We start from the raw sequence: 19,005 nt of genomic DNA, 5'->3' as shown, positions 1-19,005 counted from the left end.
CGACGAATGCCATGAGAAAAATACGTGTGTTGGTGGTGGATGATTCCGCGGTGGTCCGCAAGGTCTTCAGTGAGGAGTTGTCCCATGAGAAGGATATCGAGGTCGTAGCCACTGCCCCGGATCCCTATGTGGCCAGAGACAAGATCGTGGCCCTTAAGCCGGATGTGGTGACCCTTGATATCGAAATGCCCCGGATGGACGGTATCACTTTCCTGCGGAAATTGATGAAGTACTTTCCGTTGCCGGTCATCATCGTCAGCTCGTTGACCCCGACCGGCGGTTCACTGGCGCTGGAGGCCATGGAGAGCGGCGCGGTTGATGTAATCTGCAAGCCCGGCGAGGCCTATTCCGTCGGTGACATGAGCGCCCAGCTGGCCGAGAAGATCCGGGCTGCGGCCCATGTCAATATGGCCCAGAGGGCAAGAAATATTGCCGCGGTCCGCCCTGAGGCGCCAAAGCTTTCACTTACCAAAACGACCAACAAGATTATTGCCATCGGTGCTTCGACAGGTGGCACCGAGGCCCTCAAGGAGGTGCTTACCCAGTTCCCGGCAAACACCCCCGGGATCATGATCGTTCAGCATATGCCGGCCAATTTTACGAAAAGCTTTGCCGAAAGGTTGGACAGCCTTTGTCAGATCCGGGTCAAAGAGGCTCAGGATGGGGATTCGGTGGTGCCGGGCACCGCCCTCCTCGCGCCGGGAAATTTCCATATGGTCATGCGCCGGAGCGGCGCCCGCTATTATGTCAACATCAAGAGCGGACCGTTGGTCTGTTACCAGCGTCCTGCCGTGGATGTTCTTTTCAACTCGGTTGCGGCCTATGGCGGCGCCAACGCGGTCGGTGTCATCCTGACCGGGATGGGTAAGGACGGGGCACAGGGGATGCTGAAGATGAAAGAAGCCGGGGCGCAGACCATTGCCCAGGATGAAAAATCCTGTGTCGTTTTCGGAATGCCCAAGGAGGCCATCGAGGCCGGGGGCGTGGACAAGATCGTCACCCTCCGCGACATCCCTGGTGAAGTCATGAAAATGCTTTAACAGACTGTCGGGAAAACCCTTTTCCGTCAGTCTTTCAGTAGTGCGGAGATGGAGAGCCCCTTGCGACCGGCGCGTTTGTTGGCATCCCGTTGGAGGGTAACGCAATCCCGTCATTCTTTCAGCCGCCTTGCTCCGGACTCTGATACCGCTCTCTGCGCGGCAATGTCATGGCAGTGTTCTTATCAACGGGTTGAGCGGATTTGTTCCTGCCACGCCCGCAGCGGTCTGTTTTTCCAGTGCAAGCAGATATTGTTTCAGTGGCAAACCGCCCGCATACCCCCCCAGTCCTTGTGCGCCCACCACCCGGTGGCAGGGAATGAGCAGGGCGAGGGGGTTTGCATTGCACGCCTGTCCCACGGGCCTGGCATATCCTTTTCCGCCCAAGGCCACGGCCAGATCACCATATGTCCTTGTCTCTCCATGGGGGATTGCCAAAAGAAGTTCCCAGACCTTTCGCTGGAATGGCGTGGCAATGCGGAGAAATGGGGAGGGAGGAAGCATGGTGAGTCGCAGTTCTCCGGCGAGAATCTGCGGAAGCGATTTCCCCAAGGGGTGATTCTCCGGGGGGACGATTTTTACCGATTGCCGTGATTCTTTTTCCAGCCAGTCGCAGGATCGGGAGTATTTTTCCCGGGAAAAAGTGTGAATGATTGGGGTGCTGCCGGAATAAATCGTGAAGAGGGGGGTGTTTTGCAGCCAAAAAGTTGCCGATATGAAGTTCATGGTTTGCTTTGACCTCTTCCTGGGTGGTGTATCCGGATATTGCAGGAAACACTAAATATTTTTTTAATTGAATTCCTCGCGTTTTCGATAAGAACTGTAGCGGTGGCGGGCAAGATCGTGCATGATAACGTCAAGCATATACGCGATTTTTAGCAAGCGATGACAAGCGGGATGATCGTGCTTAGAATAACATAAAATCAAGTTGATATGTCGATAAGTTCAAAAAAACCTTGATTTTTGAGGCAAGTATATTTTATAGAAAAAAAGAGATATCGTTTTTCTGCGGTGTAACCTGTTTTATTTTTTACAATTTTTCCCTGACGATGAGATAGGGCATGAACCGGATTCTCGCCAGAATAATATGCTTGGCCTTCCTCCTGTTTTTCGCCGCGGCTCCCCTTGCCGCCGCACAGGATGTTGCTTCTTCCCTCAATGTGGTAACCCTCCAGTCGAAACATAAATTTGCCCCTGATGAAGGAAGCGGCGTCTCTGCCACTGAAGAGGATCGTTTTGCCGTGGTGAATCTGGCTTCTTCGGAGCGGTTCAAAAAGAAGCCGGATGTTGTCAGGGGGGTGCAGGGCTCGCCAGTCGCGCTTCGGGCAAAGCTTTCCTGCCGAAGCGCGTATGTGATGGATGCCAAAACCGGCAAAACCATTTACGCCCACATGCCCGACCAACCCGGGCAGCCTGCCAGCACCATCAAGGTTGTTACCGGTCTGATCGCCATAGAGAGCCTGAAGGATAAAGAACCGGTTTATGCCAGCAGATATGCGGTGAACATGCCGAGGTCAAAAATGTATATGCGGCGCGGGGCATCCTACAAGGCGACGGACCTGATCAATGCGGTGCTGCTCGCCTCTGCCAACGATGCAAGCGTGGCGCTGGCGGAAAAAGTTGCCGGCTCCGAGCAGGCCTTTGCCCGTTTGATGACCAAGAAGGCGCAGGCGCTTGGCGCGAAAAATACCATCTGCAAAACAGCAAACGGCCTTACCAGGGCGGGGCAGCAGTCCACCCCGCGGGACCTGGCGCAAATATTCAACAAGGCCATGGAAAACCAGGAGTTCGCCGACCGGATGGGGCGTACCGCCGTCAAGACAAGCGACGGGAAATTGCTGCGGACACATAACAAGGCCCTGTGGACCGTTGACGGCGCAGTGGGCGGGAAAACCGGCTACACGCACGCGGCCAGGAAAACTTATGTCGGGAAGTTCCAGCGGGGTGGGCATGCGCTGGTGGTTGCCATCATGGGCAGCGAGGCCATGTGGGACGACATCGCGGCCTTGGTCGAGTATGGTTTTACGCAGCAGCGTAAGAGCGGGGTGATGCAGGTTGCGGAGAATGTCGATGACGGTGAAAGCGTACGTGTTCCTCTTTCGAGCCGGAAAAAACTGGAACAGGAAATTGCCGATTTCACCGTTTTGGCCGAGCAGAAAAAAAAGGCTAAACTCTAATTTTCTGTCTGAATATCCAACAGCAAAAGCAAAAGCCGACAGGTTCTGCCTGTCGGCTTTTTTTATGTCTCAGGACTGTGATGGGGAGCGGGCATGATTTCAAAAGAACGGGCACGGGCGGCAAGTTTCGACCCGGAGGCACAGCAGTTCCGGAAAGGGAATTCCCCGGGAAAGATCGCGGAACTGGTCAGGCGATTTGCGCAGTATCGGCAGACGACCCGGGTGTTTGTCACTCCCGCGCCCATCCTCAAGCAGGTGAGGATCAACGCCCTGCTTGACGGCAAGGAGTTGCTCATGCCTGCGCAGGGGCTCAAGGAAGGTTTCTTGCTGCTCAGGCCCTATCAGGTTCCTTTCCGTGACTTGGGGTATGCGGTAACCTACAAGGGGCTGGCGCAGTATGGCCTGAAGGTCGGCGAGGAAGAATTGCGCAAGATGCCCGCGGGGCTGCTCTTCACCGAGGTCGCGGCAACGGACCGTTCCGGCGGGTTTGTCGGGGATGGCAAAGGTCTGTTTGATCTCACCGTTGCCATTCTCGCCGAGTCGGGGGCTTTGGTGCCGGAGTCGAGAACATTTGGCGTGGTGGGAGAGGCCGCCCGGATCCTGGCCGAAGAGATCGAGCTTGCTGCCTGGGATGTGCGCCTGAACGGCTTGGTGACCTCGGAGGAGGTGCTCGCCGCAAGTGAGGAGCCCCCGCTTGGCCGGCGTTTGCTGTGGGCAGAGCTGCCGGCAAAAAGGATAAAAAAAATAACCCCGCTCTGGAAGCTTTCGCAACGGTGAGGCTTCCGTGCCCACGCGGTTATTGTTCAGCCCTTGTTTCGTTTGAATATCGGCTCAAGGCCGCACAGCTCGGCGTAGAGGCCAATTTCCCCCTGCAATTCCTGCACGTAAGGGCAATCCCAAACAGCCAACAGCTTGCGCCGCACGCAGTACGCTGTCCTGCCTTCCGTGTCGAGTTCAGGCGCTCGTTCGAGGGCGTAGGGAAAGATCTGCGGCCTCCTGCACACCTCGGGGCGGTTCGGGTAGATGGTGCAGCCGCCGCTGGCCGGGTCGAGGTTGGGGCAGCTGCTCTTTTTGGGCAGGATCAGGCTCCAGTTGTGTCGCCAATGATACAGCGCCAACGGGGCAGAGAAAAAGGGTTTCCCCCCGACCCTGAAGGGCGGTTCGTGGTAGGGGTCGGTCTGGCGGCTTGCCGCCGTGTCGAACCTGGGGATCTGGAACTGCGAGATTTCCGTTGCGGTCAGGGGAATTTCAAAGAAGTCCTGGGCCATCCCCCCGGTGGGACCAACGCAGCAGAGGGCGCACCCGCAGGGGCCGCAGAGCAGGCTGTTGATTTCTTCCAGCTCCTGTTTGAGGATTTCCTGGCAGGCCATAAGCTCGATACTCTCAAAGCTGTCGAGCTGTTCCCGGTCTTCGTTGTAAACGAGAAAGTCGACCGGGCCGGGGTGTTTAAGATGCTCAAAGAGCTGAAGCGTCGGAAGATAACGGAGGAGTAAGGCTTTCGGGTCGTGGTAAACGGCGGTTTCCATTTCCACCGGTTCGTTCAGTTCCTCAAGGATGGGAGCGATGCGTTCAAAGGGGCCGGTGAGGTAGAGAAGCTGGAGGATACGGACCAGCGGCAGGACGGGTTGCCCGAGCCGTTCGATGCCTCGGCTGAATTGTTCGTTTTTTGTCTTGACCATGATCAATGACTAATACCGGCTTCCGACAAGCAATGCAAGCCTGAGGAATAGGTTAAAGGCACTCCTTGACCAGTGTCGAGAGAAAAGGTAGTATGGCCGGTGTTTTGACGGGAAAATGATCTTACACAATGGCGAGGATGGTATGGATGAGTTTCAGAAGCAGGCATTAACGGAACATCTGGCAGACCTGCGGCAGTGCCTCATTTATTCGCTCATCGCCACGGCGGTGGGATTTGCGGTGGCCTACTCGTACAGCAAGGAGTTGGGGGAGTGGCTTTTTGCTCCTCTTTTTGCCACCATGCCCGAGCATGCCAGCCTGATTTTCACCTCCTACCAGGAAGGGTTTTTTTTTACCTGAAGCTTGCCTTGGTGGCCGGGCTTCTTCTGGCCAGTCCGGTCATCTTTTATCAGATCTGGCGTTTTGTCGCCCCCGGGCTTTACAGTCATGAAAAGCGGGTGATCCTGCCTTTCAGCCTGCTTTCCTCCATTTTTTTTCTCGGTGGTGCCGCCTTTGGCTATTTCGTCGTCTTCCCGCCGGCCTTCAAGTTCCTGCTCGGCTATTCCAATGATTTTTTAAGCCCCATGCCGGCGGTGAGGGAGTATTTTTCTCTCTGCCTCCGGCTTCTCATCGCCTTTGGTGTTATCTTCGAGCTTCCCATCTTCATGGTGCTTCTTGCCAAGATGGGCATGGTCAACGTCGCCTTCCTGAACAGGCACCGGAAGTATGCCATCCTGCTTTCCTTTGTCATCGCCGCCATACTCACCCCCACTCCGGACGTTATCAATCAGTGCCTCATGGCGGTGCCGCTCATCGTGCTTTATGAGGTGAGCATCGGTGCTGTCTGGTTGTTCGGCAAAAAACGGTTGTCCGGATTTGCAGAAGTGGAGAAGAGCGGCTGACAGCCCGGGGGGCGCCGTAAGGTGGGGAGAGGGACGGGAAAAAGCCAGCGCGTCAAACCACCACGTTGATGATTTCCCCGCGGGTTTGCTGCTGATTGGCCCTGCTGGCCCGCGTCTGTTCATTCACCGCTTCCCTGACTCTCTGGTCCGCCTGCTGTTTTTCGCTGCGGGCTTCGTCGACCCTGCGCTGGGCGCGTTGCTCTTCTGCCTGCGCATCCCGGATACGCTGGGAGGCGGAGCGTTGCTCATTGCGGGCCTCACGGACTTTCTGGGTGGCAACCTGTTTTTCAGTGGCATACGTGCGCAGGGATGCCGAGGCGGAGGTCTTGAGGGATTGTGTGATTTCAGGAGCCATTTTTCCACCCATACAAGGCTGCTCGGCAACCGTTTGAAAGGGATGGGGATCGAATATTTTACTGATGTTAAATTATTATATGCATTGCAGTGGAAAATGTCATTGGAAAATCGAGGGAAACAGGATTGAGGGTGCTGGGTGGGAAGGGTATCATCGTGTCAAAATAATGACTCAACTTCATGGTGTTGGCTGTCGATATGTTTAACGGTAATGATGGTCGCGGGGAGAACTTCCTGATTTTCCCCAGGGAGCTGAGGGTGGTTCTTTGTTGGCATAATGTTTGCTTTTGTTCATGATCGTGAAAAGAAGGGGGGAATATTTTTCCTGCTTTACATATGGTGAAATCCGAAGCCGTTTTAATCTTCGATGCGATGCAAAAAGAAAAGGGATATTTATGAAGGCTGTCATTTTGTGTGGTGGGCTTGGTACGCGTATCAGTGAAGAAACAGTTGTGCGCCCTAAGCCGATGGTGGAGATTGGCGGCAGGCCGATACTTTGGCATATCATGAAAATTTTTTCCTATCACGGTATTCATGAATTTGTCATCTGTCTCGGCTACAAAGGCTATATGATAAAAGAGTATTTTGCCAACTATTTCCTGCATATGTCTGATATAACTTTCTGTATGACTGAAAATAACATGAAAGTGCATCACAACCATGCAGAACCATGGAAGGTGACGTTGGTTGATACCGGAGAAAACACGATGACCGGCGGCCGGTTGAAGCGCGTCAGGGATTATCTTGATGATGAGGATTTCTTTTTTACATACGGTGACGGGGTCAGCAATGTCGATATTGCGGGCCTGCTTGCTTTTCATAAAGAGCAAAACACCCTTGCCTCGGTCACCGCGGTGCACCCTCCCGGACGATTTGGGGTGCTGGGAATGGACAAAAACAAGATAACGGAGTTTGTGGAAAAACCGCATGGCGAGGGTGGTTGGATCAATGGTGGGTACTTTGTTCTTTCGCCAAAGGTGATTGATTATATTGAAAATGATACAACAACCTGGGAGCGCGCACCTCTGGAGCGGCTGGCGCGCGAGGGGCAACTTTCCGCTTATAAGCACCATGGCTTCTGGCAATGCATGGATACGCTCCGCGACAAGGAGTACCTCGAAAAGATATGGAATTCCGGGGGGGCTCCTTGGAAGGTGTGGGAGAAGTAATGGATTTTTGGAAGGGGAAAAGAGTCTTTCTTACCGGTCATACCGGGTTCAAGGGCAGTTGGCTCGCTTTATGGCTGGGTCAGCTCGGTGCGGACGTGGTTGGGTATTCCTTGCCGCCGGAGAATGCGTTAAATCTTTTTGAGGCTGCCGCTGTAGCCGATGGGATGGTTTCTGTCATCGGTGATATCCGTGATCTGGGCAGGCTTGAAAATACGCTTCGCCAGTATAAGCCTGATATTGCCATCCATATGGCCGCGCAAGCCTTGGTGAGGCCATCCTACAGAGATCCCGTCGGCACATTCTCGACAAATGTTATGGGGACGGTGTCGTTTCTTGAGGCAATTCGAAAAACCGCAACCGCGAGAGTCGTCATCAATATCACAAGCGATAAATGCTATGAAAACCGGGAGATGATTTGGGGATACCGTGAAACGGATCCCATGGGTGGCTACGACCCATACTCCTGCAGTAAAGGCTGTGCTGAGCTTGTGACAAGTGCCTATCGTGATTCGTTTTTTGCAAAAGCGGGGATTGCGTTGGCGTCGGTACGGGCTGGCAATGTAATCGGAGGTGGTGATTGGGCGCAAGACCGGCTTCTCCCGGACATCATGAAGAGTTTTGTCGTTGGTGAGCCTGTCAGGATTCGTAATCCCCAGGCAATCAGGCCCTGGCAGCATGTGGTTGAGGCGTTGGGAGGGTACCTGCTGCTTGCCGAAAAAATGTGGGAAAATGGGGCCGCCTTTTCGCAAGGCTGGAATTTTGGGCCCAACGAAGAAAGTGCGCGTCCTGTGGGCTGGATAGTAGAGCATCTCTGCCGAAAGTGGGGCGGTGGAGCCCGCTGGATAACAGATAATGGGGAACATCCCCACGAGGCCGGTTATCTCAAATTGGACTGCAGCAAGGTGAAAACCTATCTGGGCTGGGCGCCGAAGCTTTCCCTTCCTCAAGCCCTCGATTGGGTTGTGGAATGGTATCTGGCCCACCATGAAGGACAAGACATGAAACGGGTCACTGAAGAGCAAATATTGCGTTATATGCGTTGGGAGAGGAAAGATGGGTGATCCCTGTTGCCGATTTTGCGATAAACGGCTTACTCACACGTTTGTCGACCTGGGGATGAGTCCCCTGTCCAATGCGTATGTCAAAGGGGAGGACTTGCGGAAGAGGGAGATTTTTTACCCCCTTCATGCATATGTTTGCGAGAGATGTTTTCTGGTGCAACTTGAAGAATTCGAGTCTCCAGAGCAAATATTCTCTGAGTATGCGTATTTTTCCTCTTATTCCCAAAGTTGGCTTGAGCATGCAAGGGTCTATGTTGAGGAGATGAGCAAGCGTTTTGGCTATGACAACAGGCATCAGGTTGTCGAGATCGCCAGCAATGATGGCTATCTGTTGCAGTTTTTCCAAAAGAAGGGGATTCCGGTTTTGGGGGTTGAGCCGGCGGCTAATGTGGCAAAGGTCGCCCAGGAAAATGGTATTTCGACTGTGGTGAGTTTTTTTGGGGTCGAGACGGCTAAAAAGCTTGTGGGTGAGGGCACACGCGCTGATCTTTTACTTGGCAATAATGTCCTGGCTCATGTGCCGGACATTAATGATTTCGTGGCGGGGATGAAAATTTTACTGAGACAACGTGGGGTTATTACCATGGAATTTCCCCACCTCCTGCAACTCATGCGGCAAAATCAGTTTGATACAATATACCATGAACACTTTTCATATCTGTCTCTTTCCACTGTTATGCGGATATTTGCTCATCACGGCCTTCGTGTATTCGATGCGGAGGAATTGTCCACCCATGGTGGCTCTCTGCGGATTTATGCAAAACATGCCGAAAATGACATGTTTCAAGAATCAGCGAGGCTCCATCAGCTGCTTGCCGCAGAGGAGAATGGAGGACTCGGCCGCCTGGAAACTTATAAGGAATTCGAGGGGAAGGTTCATAAGGCGAAACGCGAGCTTCTGCAGTTTCTTGTTGCTGCCAAAGATGCCGGTAAGTCTGTAGTGGCATATGGCGCAGCGGCAAAAGGGAATACCCTCTTGAACTACTGTGGAATTCGTGGCGATTTCATCGATTATGTCGTTGACCGCAGTCCTCACAAGCAGGGGATGTTTCTTCCCGGAACACATATTCCAATCCATGATCCTGATAAGATTGCGGAGACAAAACCGGATTATGTTCTCATTTTGCCTTGGAATCTAAAAGATGAGATAGAAAGGCAAATGCGCCTGATCAGGGAGTGGGGCGGAAGATTCGTTGTCCCCATTCCCACAGTGCAGGTATTCTGATGCTGTTTGTGGAGACGCCCCTGCGGGGTGCTTATGTTATCGATATCGAGCCGGTGAATGATGAAAGAGGTTTTTTCGCCCGTAGCTGGTGCCGGCGAGAGTTCGAGGCGCTCGGGCTCAATCCGCGGTTGGTGCAATGCAATATTTCTTTTAACAGGAAGAAGGGGACGTTGAGGGGAATGCATTATCAGGTTGCTCCCCATGCGGAGGCAAAGCTTGTCCGCTGTACACAGGGGGCAATTTATGATGTGATTGTCGATTTACGCCCTGATTCGCTCAATTATAGAAAATGGTTTTCCTGTGAATTGACAGCCGAGAACCGAAGAATGCTTTATGTCCCTGAAGGTTTTGCCCATGGTTTTCAAACCTTGCAGGATAACACGGAAGTTTTTTATCAGATGTCGGAGTGTTACTTTCCGGAAAGTGCAAGGGGATTCCGTTGGGATGATCCGTCTTTCGCTATTGGCTGGCCCGAGGCGGGGCGGATAATTTCACCCAAGGACCTGCAGTATCAGGATTTTGACAAATGAAAAAAGTTCTCCTCACCGGTGCGAGCGGTTTTGTCGGCAAGAGAACTATTGCGCCGTTTTTGGCAAAAGGCTTTGAGGTTCACGCGGTTTCATTGACGCGAAAATTAGGCGATTTGCCGGAGGGGGTTTTTGAGCATTGTCTGGACCTCTTTGACGGGAATGCCGTACGTGCCTTGCTGGCAGAGTTGGCTCCTTCCCATCTTCTGCATCTGGCGTGGTATGCTGAACCCAAGAAGTACCAGCATTCTCCTGAAAACTACCGGTGGGTCAGGGCAAGCCTTGACCTGCTGGAGGCGTTTGCCCTGGCAGGCGGAAGGCGGGTTGTCATGGCGGGAACCTGCGCCGAGTATGACTGGGGCTATGGCTACTGTACGGAGGCTCTCACTCCTCTTAATCCATCTTCACCCTATGGAATCTGTAAGTACGCCTTATCTTCTCTGGTGCCGTCCTATTGCAGAACCCAGGGGCTTAGCAGTGCATGGGGGAGACTGTTTTTTTTATACGGGCCCGGAGAATATCCGGAAAGGTTGGTGTCTTCGGTGATTACTTCCCTCCTGCGGGGGGAGGAGGCGCGCTGTACGCATGGTCGGCAGTTGAGGGATTTTTTGTATGTGGACGATGTGGCTTCAGCTTTTGTCGCATTGCTGGACAGTGAAGTCGAAGGGGCCGTGAATATCGCCTCCGGACGGCCCGTAGCGCTGCGGGAAATTATTTACGCGGCAGCCGATATCGTGGGAGCGCGACACATGGTAGCTCTTGGGGCCTTGCCTGTTTCTCCTTCCGACCCTCCTCTGCTGGTTGCAAACTGTAAACGTTTGGCGGCAGAAGTGGGTTGGATACCCCGCTACGATCTGGTCGAGGGTCTCATGGAAACCGTGGACTACTGGAAAAGGCACGTTGGGCATGAAAGACCATAGCTGTAACTGCCCCGTATGCGGCACTGGGTCTGTGAAAAGTTTTTTGCAGCGTAAGAACGTGCCTGTGCTCCAGAATCTTGTTGTGCCGAGCCGGGAAGCCGCAACCCGTGTGCCGCGTGGGGATCTTGACATGATGGTTTGCCTCGACTGCGGCTTCATATACAACGCCAGCTTCAGCGAGGATAAGTTCAATTATGGGGAGGATTACGACAATACTCAGACCCATTCCCCTTATTTCCAGAATTATGTATCGAAATTGGCGGATGACCTGATCAACCAAAAGAGAGTTGTGCGAAGCCACGTCGTCGAGGTCGGATGCGGCAAGGGGGATTTTTTGCGTTTGCTGGTCAAGGATCCGGAGAATGGCAATACGGGTGACGGTTTTGACCCGAGTTACATTGGACCGGATAGCGTTTGTGACGGCAGGCTGCATTTTCGCAGAACCCTCTATGATGAAAACTGTGCAAGCGTGCCTGCTGATGTGGTGGTGTCAAGACACGTGATCGAGCATATCCGGCGTCCGCGGAGCATGCTCAGCGCTATCCGCAGAGCTCTGAAAAACTCGATCAATCCGAGGATCTATCTGGAAACCCCCTGCGTCGAGTGGATTCTCCGCAATAAAGTGATATGGGACTTTTTTTATGAGCATTGCTCGCTGTTCACCAAGGACTCGCTTCGGACCGCCTTGGAAGGCGAAGGGTTCAGGATGAGCGAATGCAGGCATGTCTTCGATGGCCAGTACCTGTTTACGGAAGCGGTTTTGTCCGGGAAGGGCGAAAGTGTTCACAGGCTCGCAGGCGATATACCCCGGTTGGCGGAAGAGTTCGGGGTGGAAGAAAAAAAATTGATTGGGGGCTGGGGGGAGCGGCTCCGGTCGCTGGCGGCCAAGGGGAAGGTTGCGATTTGGGGAGCCGGGGCGAAGGGATCGACTTTTGTGAACATGCTCGACCCCCAGGGGCTGTATATCGACTGCGTTATCGATATCAACCCTCAGAAGAAAGGGAATTTTATTCCTGGCACCGGGCATGCCATCCTTGGGTACGAGACGCTTCCTGCTCGGCAAATTGATTATGTTGTATTGATGAATCCAAACTATCGGCAAGAAATAAAGGGGCTTTTGGCCTCCTGTGGCATCAATGTTCAACTGTTTGAATGAGAGGGCGCATGAAGCTTATTATCGATACTTCCAAAAACACGATTGTAAAGGATGCTGATGGAGTAGAGACGTGTTTTGACCTCTACGGCAAAGAGGCGTTTGAGTTGCTCTCCAGGCAGTGGGTGAAAACCGGTTGGAGCCAAAAGTACCAGTACACCTTCAGCTGGATGGGGCGCCCGATTATTCAGCTTCCGGAGGATATGCTGCGGATGCAGGAGGTGCTCTACAGGGTGCAGCCGGATGTGATCGTTGAAACCGGAATAGCGCATGGCGGGTCGTTGATTTATTATGCCAGCCTCTGCCGGGTGATGGGGAAAGGTCGGATTATCGGGGTTGATATCGAGATTCGACCGCATAACCGGCAGGCAATTGAAGAGCATCCTCTGTTTCCGCTCATCACCCTGATTGAGGGCAGCTCCACGGCCAGCGACGTTGTCGCGCAGGTAAAATCCCATGTGAAACCCGGAGAGAAAGTGCTGGTCATCCTCGACTCGAATCATAGCCGGCAGCATGTGCTGGCTGAACTTGAAGCCTACCACGATCTTGTGACGTCTGGTTCATATATCGTTGCCACTGATGGGATTATGTTTGATCTGTTTGATGTGCCGCGAGGAGCCGCCGAGTGGAAGTGGGACAATCCCGCGGAGGCGGCTGTCGAATTTCAAGCGAAGCATTCGGATTTCGTGCTGGAGCAGCCGCCGTGGCTTTTCAACGAAAGCGAACTTTCTGAAAACATTACCCATTGGCCGAAGGCCTGGTTGCGAAAACAGTGATATCGCCGCCCGGTGTGGAAAAGGCGGAAAGGGTTTCGCAACGTATTTGTGGAAAGAGTCCAAAGCAGATGACGATTGATCCGACAACGATACTGGTGCCAACATGCAATCGCGCGGGAGACTTGGAAAAACTGGTCCATTACCTGGCCGGCAATTTCAACCATTCTCTTGTCCGAATTATTGTTCTGGACGGCTCCGACCGGAAAAACGAGAGAGCGGCAAACCAGTCAAGCTGTGCGAGGTATTCCGTTGAATATCTGAGGTACGGGCCCGAGGTTTCCTATTTGCAGCGCATATTGAATGGACTCAATGAGGTCATCACGGAAACCGTTACCATCCTGGGGGATGATGACATATTAAATCCCAAGGGCTTTTGGGAAAGCGTCTGCTTTTTGCATAAATATCCCGACTATGCCATAGCTCATGGTCAATACGTGGGGTTTAATTTCAGTCCGCAGGGCGACCTGAAGCATAATAAAACGTACGGGTCGAATTCCGTTGAGGAAAGCTCTCCGCTTGCGCGACTGTTTTCTTTTTTCTCCGCGTATACGGCGCCAACCTATTACGCCGTCAATCGGACGCAACTATTGAAAAAAAGCTTTGCGGAGATCGTTGCCAACGGCACACCGTTCGAAGATTATGTTTCCTTCGAGATCCTGGTGAGCGCGATTCCTCTGCTGCACGGTAAACTTAAAAGGCTGGAAAGCTTCTATCAGGCCAGGCGATTCGTCCCTGCGCCGCCTGATAAGTATGTCGTGTACGCAAAGTATGTTCTCGATGAAGGATTTTCAGAGCGATACAATAAACTGAAAAAATCCATCATCCGGTCTTTGCCGGCAGCTGACAGGTATGCTTCTGAAAAGGTGGCCGATGCCGTTGATTTTGCTTTCGCCGCCTTTTTTGGGCAGAGGATTACCACTGCGGAAATGCTGGCCCGCTTTCAGGCGTTAAAAATCAGCAACTGAACTGTACCGGTGACAAATGCAAGCAGACCTCCCTGTAATGTTGGCAAAAGTTCAGTATCTCGAAGAAAGTGGGGCAACCGAGGAGGCGAGATCCTGCTATGAGAGTCTCCTTGAGCAATTCGGTCAGGATAACCCCATTGTTCCTTTTCAGACGGCGGGTTTTTTGTTCAGAACAGGTGATTATGCCGCAGCACTTGAGCTTTACGTGCACTGCCACAAGGCAAAATTCATGTGTTCCGATATCGAGCAGATAATTATGGGGGCTTATTATCAGCCCAATGAAATGGTTTTTCAAAAGCAATATAATGAAAACGTAATTGCTTTTTGTGGCTCTGATGATTGCAAATTTGACTCTTTCCCGGATTTTTCGGCGTTGGTTTACAGATTCATTCCATACTCGGAAAGTAGGTATGCTGTATTTGATTCTTCAGTTGGAAATTTTTTGTTTGATATTGATTTTTCACCCAGGGCAAATGGTAAAGTAAAGGAAGAGCCTACTGTATACCTGCTCAAAAATGAATTTTCCGTCAACGAAATTGGAAAATACCTCAACGTGCAGTTTACAGGTGATGCATCTGAATATGTTGCAGCCTCATTCCCTCTGTATCTGGTTTATGAAAGTCGTGAACGGTTCGTGGAGTTTTTGCAGGTATCCCCCTTTTCGTCGATTATCAGAGATAAACGAGCGATATTTCTCTTCGGGATTGACCAAGTCTCAAAATATTTTGCGCAACAGGATATATTGTTTCCCATTTTTTATGTAAATATGAAAGACGCCCGTGAGCCGATCTTTCAATGTGTGGAGAAGCTGCGGCAGAAAATGTTTGCCGCCGGATCGGTGGATTATCAAAATCTTTTGTTGTTTTTGAAAAAGGATTTTTCTTAGCAGTCTCTTGAAAAAGCCATCCCTGACTCTTTCAGTGCGGCAAAATTCGGCTACACATCCCGTGTCGTCGGTCGCCCGTTTTTAAACGGGCTGTTAGGATTTCTGACCAGAGGTAATATCATGTGTTCTGATAATTTTCCCCGAACATACATCATTGCGGAAATGGCCTGCTCCCACGAGGGCGACCCGGCCTTGGCCAAAAAAATCATCGATGGGGCGGGCCGCGCCGGGGCCGATGCCATCCAGTTTCAGATCTGGTCGCTCAAGGACATGGTGGTGCCGCAGCATCCGAGTTATGAGCTGCTCTCCCGCATCGAGCTGAGCCAGGAAGCCTGGGCGGAGCTGGCCCGGTATGTCCGCAAGCAGTATCCCGGCATGGAGATCATTGCCTGCATCTATGAAACCAAGAGTCTTGCCTTTGCCGAGACCATCGGGGTGGATGCCTACAAGATCCACTCGGCGGATCTTTCCAACCCGCTCCTATTGGACGAGGTGTCCAGGACCGGGAGGCGGATTGATCTCAGTGTCGGGGCCTCGACCCTGGTTGAGATTGAAAACGCCATTGTCTGGATCAGGGCCGCCTCTCCAGAGACGCCCATCTGGCTGATGTACGGCTACCAGAGCTTTCCCACGCCCACCAATGGGATCCATCTGCGCTATATGATGAAGCTGAAAAATCTTTTCGAGCTTCCCATCGGCTATCAGGATCACAGCGATGCCAATGCGGATGGCGCCTTCTGGCTACCGGCCGCCGCGGTTGGCATGGGGGTGGATATCCTGGAAAAGCACATCACCCATGATCGCGGCTTCAAGGGCATCGATCACGAGTCCGCTTTAAATCCCGACGAATTTGTGAAGTTTGTCGATATGGTCCGCGAGATCGAGGCGGCGCAGGGCATTGCGGTGCCAAAGCCTTTCAGCGAAGCCGAGGCCAAGTATCGCAAATATTCCAAGAAGAGCCTGGTGGCGGGAAAGGATCTGGCTGCCGGCAGCGTCGTCGGGAAAGAAGACCTGCTCTTCATGCGGGCGGAAACATTGGGGTTGCCACCGGATCAGGCGGAGAGGCTGGTGGGGCGCACATTGAAGAAACCGGTGGCCAGATACGCCTGCCTCACAGAGGAGGATCTCCAATGAAGACCGCCATTCTGGTGACCGCCCGTCTCAAGTCCACCCGTCTGCCTCTGAAGGCCATCAAACTCATTGAGGGCCGTCCGCTCATCTGTCACCTGCTTGATCGTCTCAAGCTGGCCAGGCGGCCCCAGGAAATAATCATCTGCACCTCGCCGGCGGAGCAGGACGACCCGTTGGTGAAAATCGCCCGGGAGGAAGGGGTGAAATTTTATCGCGGCCACCCGGACGATGTTCTCTTGCGTTTGACCAATGCCGCCGCGGAAAACAATGTTGATCTGGTGGTGAGCTGCACCGCGGATAATCCCTTTGTCGATCCGGTGTATATCGACAAGCTGGTGGATTTTCATGTTGAAAACAACAATGATTTCAGTAATATCAGCGGTCTTCCCTTCGGGACCTTCAGTTACGCCCTCTCCTATCCGGCCATGGTCAAAGCCTGCGAAATCAAGGATGAGATGGACACCGAAGTCTGGGGCGGCTACTTCACCCAGACCGGGCTTTTCAGGTGCGGAACCTTGGCGGTGAAGGAGGCACGTCTCCGCAGGCCGGACCTGCGGTTGACCGTTGACACTCCGGAGGATTTCGCCTTGATTTCGGAGATTTTCGCCCACTGTTACGAGCCGGGCAAGGTTTTCAGTCTTGAGCGGATCATCGCCCTCTGCGAGGAAAAACCGGAGCTCCTGGAGCTTAACCGGAACGTCGAGCAGAAGCCCGGCAAGCCCATCGCCCTCAAGGTATAAAACCAACAGGGAAGAGGATGCCTTCTTCCCTGTCGGTTTCTTCTGTTTTTTCGCGTCAGTCTCCGTTTCTTTCTCCGAATATTTCCGAGAATTCCGTTTGCGCTTGTTCAAAATCGCTCATTCGGCCGATATCGAGCCAGTACTCCCGGATGGGGAAGACCGCTGCCTCCTGCCTGTCGGCGATGAGGGTCTCGAACAGGCTGGGCATGTCAAAGAAGGAATCGGTCGGGATGTGGGCGAGCACGCCCGGGTCCAGCACGTAGATGCCTGCGTTGACAAAAAAGCTCTGCACGGGTTTTTCGGTGATCTCAACCAGACGCTGCTTGTCGACCTTCAAAACGCCGTAGGGGATCTGCAGGTCATACTTGAAGGCGCACATGGTGGCGGCGGCCCGGTGATCGATGTGGAAATCGAGGAGCTGGAGAAAGTTGACCTTGGTCAGGATGTCGCCGTTCATGACGAAGAATGGCATGTCCGGTTTTTCCGGCAGCAGGCCGAGCGCCCCTGCCGTTCCCATGCGCTTGGTCTCGCGGATGTACTTGATGGAGACGTTCCAGCGCGAGCCGTCCCCGAAGTAGTTCTCGATCATCTCGGCCTTGTAGTTCACCGAAAGGTAAAAGCGGTGAAACCCGTATGCCGCAAAGCTTTCCAGGATGGTCTGCAGCACGGGCTGGTTGCCCACCTTGAGCAGCGGTTTCGGGCAGTTTTCCGTAAGAGAACCCAGGCGGGTTCCCAGGCCGCCTGCCATGAGCACCACGGGATTGTCCTTTGGGGTGGGGCGAAGGAGTTCTTCGAGAATTTCAAGGCCGACCACCCGGTTTTGGTTGTCCACCACCGGCACCTTGGAGATTTTCAGGAGCCGCATGGCCACCAGCATGTCTTCCCTGCTTTCGTCGGCCCTGAAGGCGGTGGGCCTTTTGTTCATCACGTTTTCGACGGGATCCTCAAGGGAGCCGCCCTTGAGGATGGCGCGGCGGATATCGCCATCCGTGACGGTGCCAAGCAATTTGCGGTCTTCGTCGGTGACCAGGGCTATCTGCAGGGCGATTTTGTCGATAAGGCGCATCACCTCGATGATGGACATCGAGGGCGGAACCAGGGATTTTTCCCAATCTTTATGCATGGATCACCTCATTGCTGACGCTGGTGCGGAAGGTCATAAAATTCTTTTTTTATGATGCCGTCCAGATCGTACTCTTTGAGTATTTTACAGATATTCCTTGCTGTGTCAGGCCTTTCATAAGGGTTTTCCGTCTGGCGGGCCCTGGCCCTGAATTCCGGAGACATGCCTTCGGTCAGGGCACCGGCGATGGCGTCCCTGGTCGGGGCGCAGTCGATGACGCTTTTCGCCCGGATTCTGCCCTTTTGCCGGTCGCCGATGTTGACGGTCGGCACCCCGAAGCTCGGCGCCTCGATGATGCCGCTCGACGAGTTGCCGATCACCAGGGCCGCGTGTCGCATGGCGCTCAAGTAGCGCAGTTGGCCCATGGAGGTGAAGGCGATGGCGCGGGCGTTGTCTTGCGTATACCGGTCGATGAGTTTGTTGATGATCCTGCCGTCGGTGTCGGCGTTTGCCTTGGTGAAGATGAGCGCAAGGCCGGGCAGGCTGTCGAGGGCGGCGAGAAGTGCGCGGAATTGTTCTTCGCACCCCTGCGCCGCCAGGGTCACCGGGTGGAAGGTGACGAGGGCGTAGTCGGTGTTGAGGGGAAAGTCTATCGCCCTTGCCAGCGCCTCTTTGTCCAGCAAGCGCAGCTTTCTGATGTTCTCGATTCCCGGTGCCCCGACCTGAAAGACCCTGGCCGGATCCTCCCCCAGCTGAATCACCCTTTGCCGGTACTCCTCGGTGCTGGTGAAGTGGAGATGGCTCATTTTGCTGATCGCATGGCGGAAGGCCTCGTCCATGACGCCGAAGGAGAGCTCGCCGCCGTGGAGATGGGCGACCGGGATCTTGCAGATCACCGCGGAGGCGGCCATGGCGAAGGCTTCGAAGCGGTCGCCCAGGATAACCACCAGATCCGGTTGCAGGCGGGTTATGGTTTCGCTGTAGTTGATCAGGCCAAGGCCGGTGGACTTGGCAATACCCACGGGTGTGTCGGAGCTGAGCAGTATTTCCGCCCTGGCATCGATTTTAAAGCCGTCATTCTCGATTTCCCGGTAGGTGTCGCCGAATTCCGGCGAGAGGTGCATGCCGCTGGCGAGCACCTGCAGCTCCAGTTCCGGAGATTCGGCGATCTCCCGCATCAGGGGCTGAAGCAGGCCGTAATCGGCGCGGGTGCCTGTGAATACGCAAATTTTTCGCATAATT

The 19,005-nt window shown here is 53.6% G+C and carries 20 protein-coding genes and 1 pseudogene; 15 read left to right on the top strand and 6 right to left on the bottom strand.

Features of this window, described 5'->3' with window-relative positions:
- The first annotated feature begins 11 nt into the window (after positions 1 to 11).
- Complete coding sequence (locus ACUUL3_RS10870) at positions 12 to 1,040, top strand: protein-glutamate methylesterase/protein-glutamine glutaminase (protein ID WP_448551269.1); 1,029 nt, start codon at positions 12 to 14, stop codon at positions 1,038 to 1,040.
- 165 nt (positions 1,041 to 1,205) lie between these two features.
- Here ACUUL3_RS10870 and ACUUL3_RS10865 read toward each other — a convergent pair whose 3' ends face one another.
- A complete protein-coding gene (locus tag ACUUL3_RS10865) occupies positions 1,206 to 1,763 on the bottom strand; it encodes a methylated-DNA--[protein]-cysteine S-methyltransferase (RefSeq protein WP_448551267.1) in 558 nt (185 codons plus the stop codon).
- A gap of 197 nt (positions 1,764 to 1,960) precedes the next feature.
- Positions 1,961 to 2,221 (bottom strand): hypothetical protein, encoded by a 261-nt coding sequence (locus ACUUL3_RS10860; protein WP_448551266.1) that lies wholly within the window; start codon positions 2,219 to 2,221, stop codon positions 1,961 to 1,963.
- A 57-nt stretch (positions 2,222 to 2,278) separates the two neighbouring features.
- On the opposite strand from ACUUL3_RS10860, the gene ACUUL3_RS10855 reads away from it, so the two are divergent.
- Complete coding sequence (locus ACUUL3_RS10855) at positions 2,279 to 3,214, top strand: D-alanyl-D-alanine carboxypeptidase family protein (protein ID WP_448551264.1); 936 nt, start codon at positions 2,279 to 2,281, stop codon at positions 3,212 to 3,214.
- A gap of 93 nt (positions 3,215 to 3,307) precedes the next feature.
- Positions 3,308 to 3,991, top strand: a complete 684-nt coding sequence (locus ACUUL3_RS10850) for a 5-formyltetrahydrofolate cyclo-ligase (RefSeq protein WP_448551262.1) — start codon at positions 3,308 to 3,310, stop codon at positions 3,989 to 3,991.
- Between the two features lie 26 nt (positions 3,992 to 4,017).
- Here ACUUL3_RS10850 and ACUUL3_RS10845 read toward each other — a convergent pair whose 3' ends face one another.
- The gene (locus tag ACUUL3_RS10845; protein ID WP_448551260.1) at positions 4,018 to 4,893 is read right to left on the bottom strand and encodes a YkgJ family cysteine cluster protein; all 876 of its coding nucleotides are present in this window, start codon (positions 4,891 to 4,893) and stop codon (positions 4,018 to 4,020) included.
- Between the two features lie 115 nt (positions 4,894 to 5,008).
- On the opposite strand from ACUUL3_RS10845, the pseudogene tatC reads away from it, so the two are divergent.
- Positions 5,009 to 5,793 (top strand): annotated as a pseudogene (gene tatC, locus ACUUL3_RS10840) (twin-arginine translocase subunit TatC).
- A 52-nt stretch (positions 5,794 to 5,845) separates the two neighbouring features.
- Here the strand turns inward: tatC and ACUUL3_RS10835 are convergent.
- Positions 5,846 to 6,160 (bottom strand): hypothetical protein, encoded by a 315-nt coding sequence (locus tag ACUUL3_RS10835; protein ID WP_448551258.1) that lies wholly within the window; start codon positions 6,158 to 6,160, stop codon positions 5,846 to 5,848.
- 382 nt (positions 6,161 to 6,542) lie between these two features.
- Between ACUUL3_RS10835 and rfbF the strand changes: the two genes are divergently transcribed.
- The 11 genes from rfbF to ACUUL3_RS10780 all read left to right on the top strand — a co-directional run bounded on the left by rfbF (position 6,543) and on the right by ACUUL3_RS10780 (position 16,700).
- Entirely contained in the window at positions 6,543 to 7,316 is a 774-nt protein-coding gene (rfbF, locus tag ACUUL3_RS10830) for a glucose-1-phosphate cytidylyltransferase (protein ID WP_448551256.1), read from the top strand.
- On the top strand, positions 7,316 to 8,377 hold the full coding sequence (rfbG, locus tag ACUUL3_RS10825) for a CDP-glucose 4,6-dehydratase (RefSeq protein WP_448551254.1): 1,062 nt from the start codon (positions 7,316 to 7,318) through the stop codon (positions 8,375 to 8,377). Before rfbF ends, rfbG begins: the two co-directional genes overlap by 1 nt.
- Entirely contained in the window at positions 8,370 to 9,602 is a 1,233-nt protein-coding gene (locus ACUUL3_RS10820) for a methyltransferase domain-containing protein (RefSeq protein WP_448551252.1), read from the top strand. Before rfbG ends, ACUUL3_RS10820 begins: the two co-directional genes overlap by 8 nt.
- Entirely contained in the window at positions 9,602 to 10,132 is a 531-nt protein-coding gene (gene rfbC, locus ACUUL3_RS10815; RefSeq protein WP_448551250.1) for a dTDP-4-dehydrorhamnose 3,5-epimerase, read from the top strand. The genes ACUUL3_RS10820 and rfbC overlap by 1 nt, the downstream gene beginning before the upstream one ends.
- Positions 10,129 to 11,049, top strand: a complete 921-nt coding sequence (locus ACUUL3_RS10810) for an NAD-dependent epimerase/dehydratase family protein (RefSeq protein ID WP_448551248.1) — start codon at positions 10,129 to 10,131, stop codon at positions 11,047 to 11,049. The genes rfbC and ACUUL3_RS10810 overlap by 4 nt, the downstream gene beginning before the upstream one ends.
- A complete protein-coding gene (locus ACUUL3_RS10805) occupies positions 11,036 to 12,205 on the top strand; it encodes a class I SAM-dependent methyltransferase (RefSeq protein ID WP_448551246.1) in 1,170 nt (389 codons plus the stop codon). The genes ACUUL3_RS10810 and ACUUL3_RS10805 overlap by 14 nt, the downstream gene beginning before the upstream one ends.
- 8 nt (positions 12,206 to 12,213) lie before the next feature.
- Entirely contained in the window at positions 12,214 to 12,978 is a 765-nt protein-coding gene (locus tag ACUUL3_RS10800) for a cephalosporin hydroxylase family protein (RefSeq protein ID WP_448551244.1), read from the top strand.
- Between the two features lie 68 nt (positions 12,979 to 13,046).
- A complete protein-coding gene (locus ACUUL3_RS10795) occupies positions 13,047 to 13,943 on the top strand; it encodes a TIGR00180 family glycosyltransferase (RefSeq protein WP_448551242.1) in 897 nt (298 codons plus the stop codon).
- A gap of 16 nt (positions 13,944 to 13,959) precedes the next feature.
- Positions 13,960 to 14,829, top strand: a complete 870-nt coding sequence (locus ACUUL3_RS10790) for a hypothetical protein (protein WP_448551240.1) — start codon at positions 13,960 to 13,962, stop codon at positions 14,827 to 14,829.
- Positions 14,830 to 14,949: 120 nt separating this feature from the next.
- Complete coding sequence (locus ACUUL3_RS10785) at positions 14,950 to 15,963, top strand: N-acetylneuraminate synthase family protein (RefSeq protein WP_448551238.1); 1,014 nt, start codon at positions 14,950 to 14,952, stop codon at positions 15,961 to 15,963.
- Complete coding sequence (locus ACUUL3_RS10780) at positions 15,960 to 16,700, top strand: cytidylyltransferase domain-containing protein (RefSeq protein WP_448551236.1); 741 nt, start codon at positions 15,960 to 15,962, stop codon at positions 16,698 to 16,700. Before ACUUL3_RS10785 ends, ACUUL3_RS10780 begins: the two co-directional genes overlap by 4 nt.
- A 55-nt stretch (positions 16,701 to 16,755) precedes the next feature.
- Here the strand turns inward: ACUUL3_RS10780 and ACUUL3_RS10775 are convergent, their stop codons facing one another.
- Positions 16,756 to 17,823: a nucleotidyltransferase family protein gene (locus tag ACUUL3_RS10775; RefSeq protein WP_448551234.1), complete on the bottom strand. Its 1,068-nt coding sequence runs from the start codon at positions 17,821 to 17,823 to the stop codon at positions 16,756 to 16,758.
- A gap of 8 nt (positions 17,824 to 17,831) precedes the next feature.
- Positions 17,832 to 19,001 carry a UDP-N-acetylglucosamine 2-epimerase gene (neuC, locus tag ACUUL3_RS10770; RefSeq protein WP_448551232.1) on the bottom strand — a complete coding sequence of 390 codons (1,170 nt, stop codon included), beginning with the start codon at positions 18,999 to 19,001 and terminating at the stop codon, positions 17,832 to 17,834.
- Positions 19,002 to 19,005 lie beyond the last annotated feature (4 nt).

This window comes from Thiovibrio sp. JS02 (genome assembly GCF_053485635.1).
This window is presented reverse-complemented; position numbering and strand designations above follow the sequence as displayed.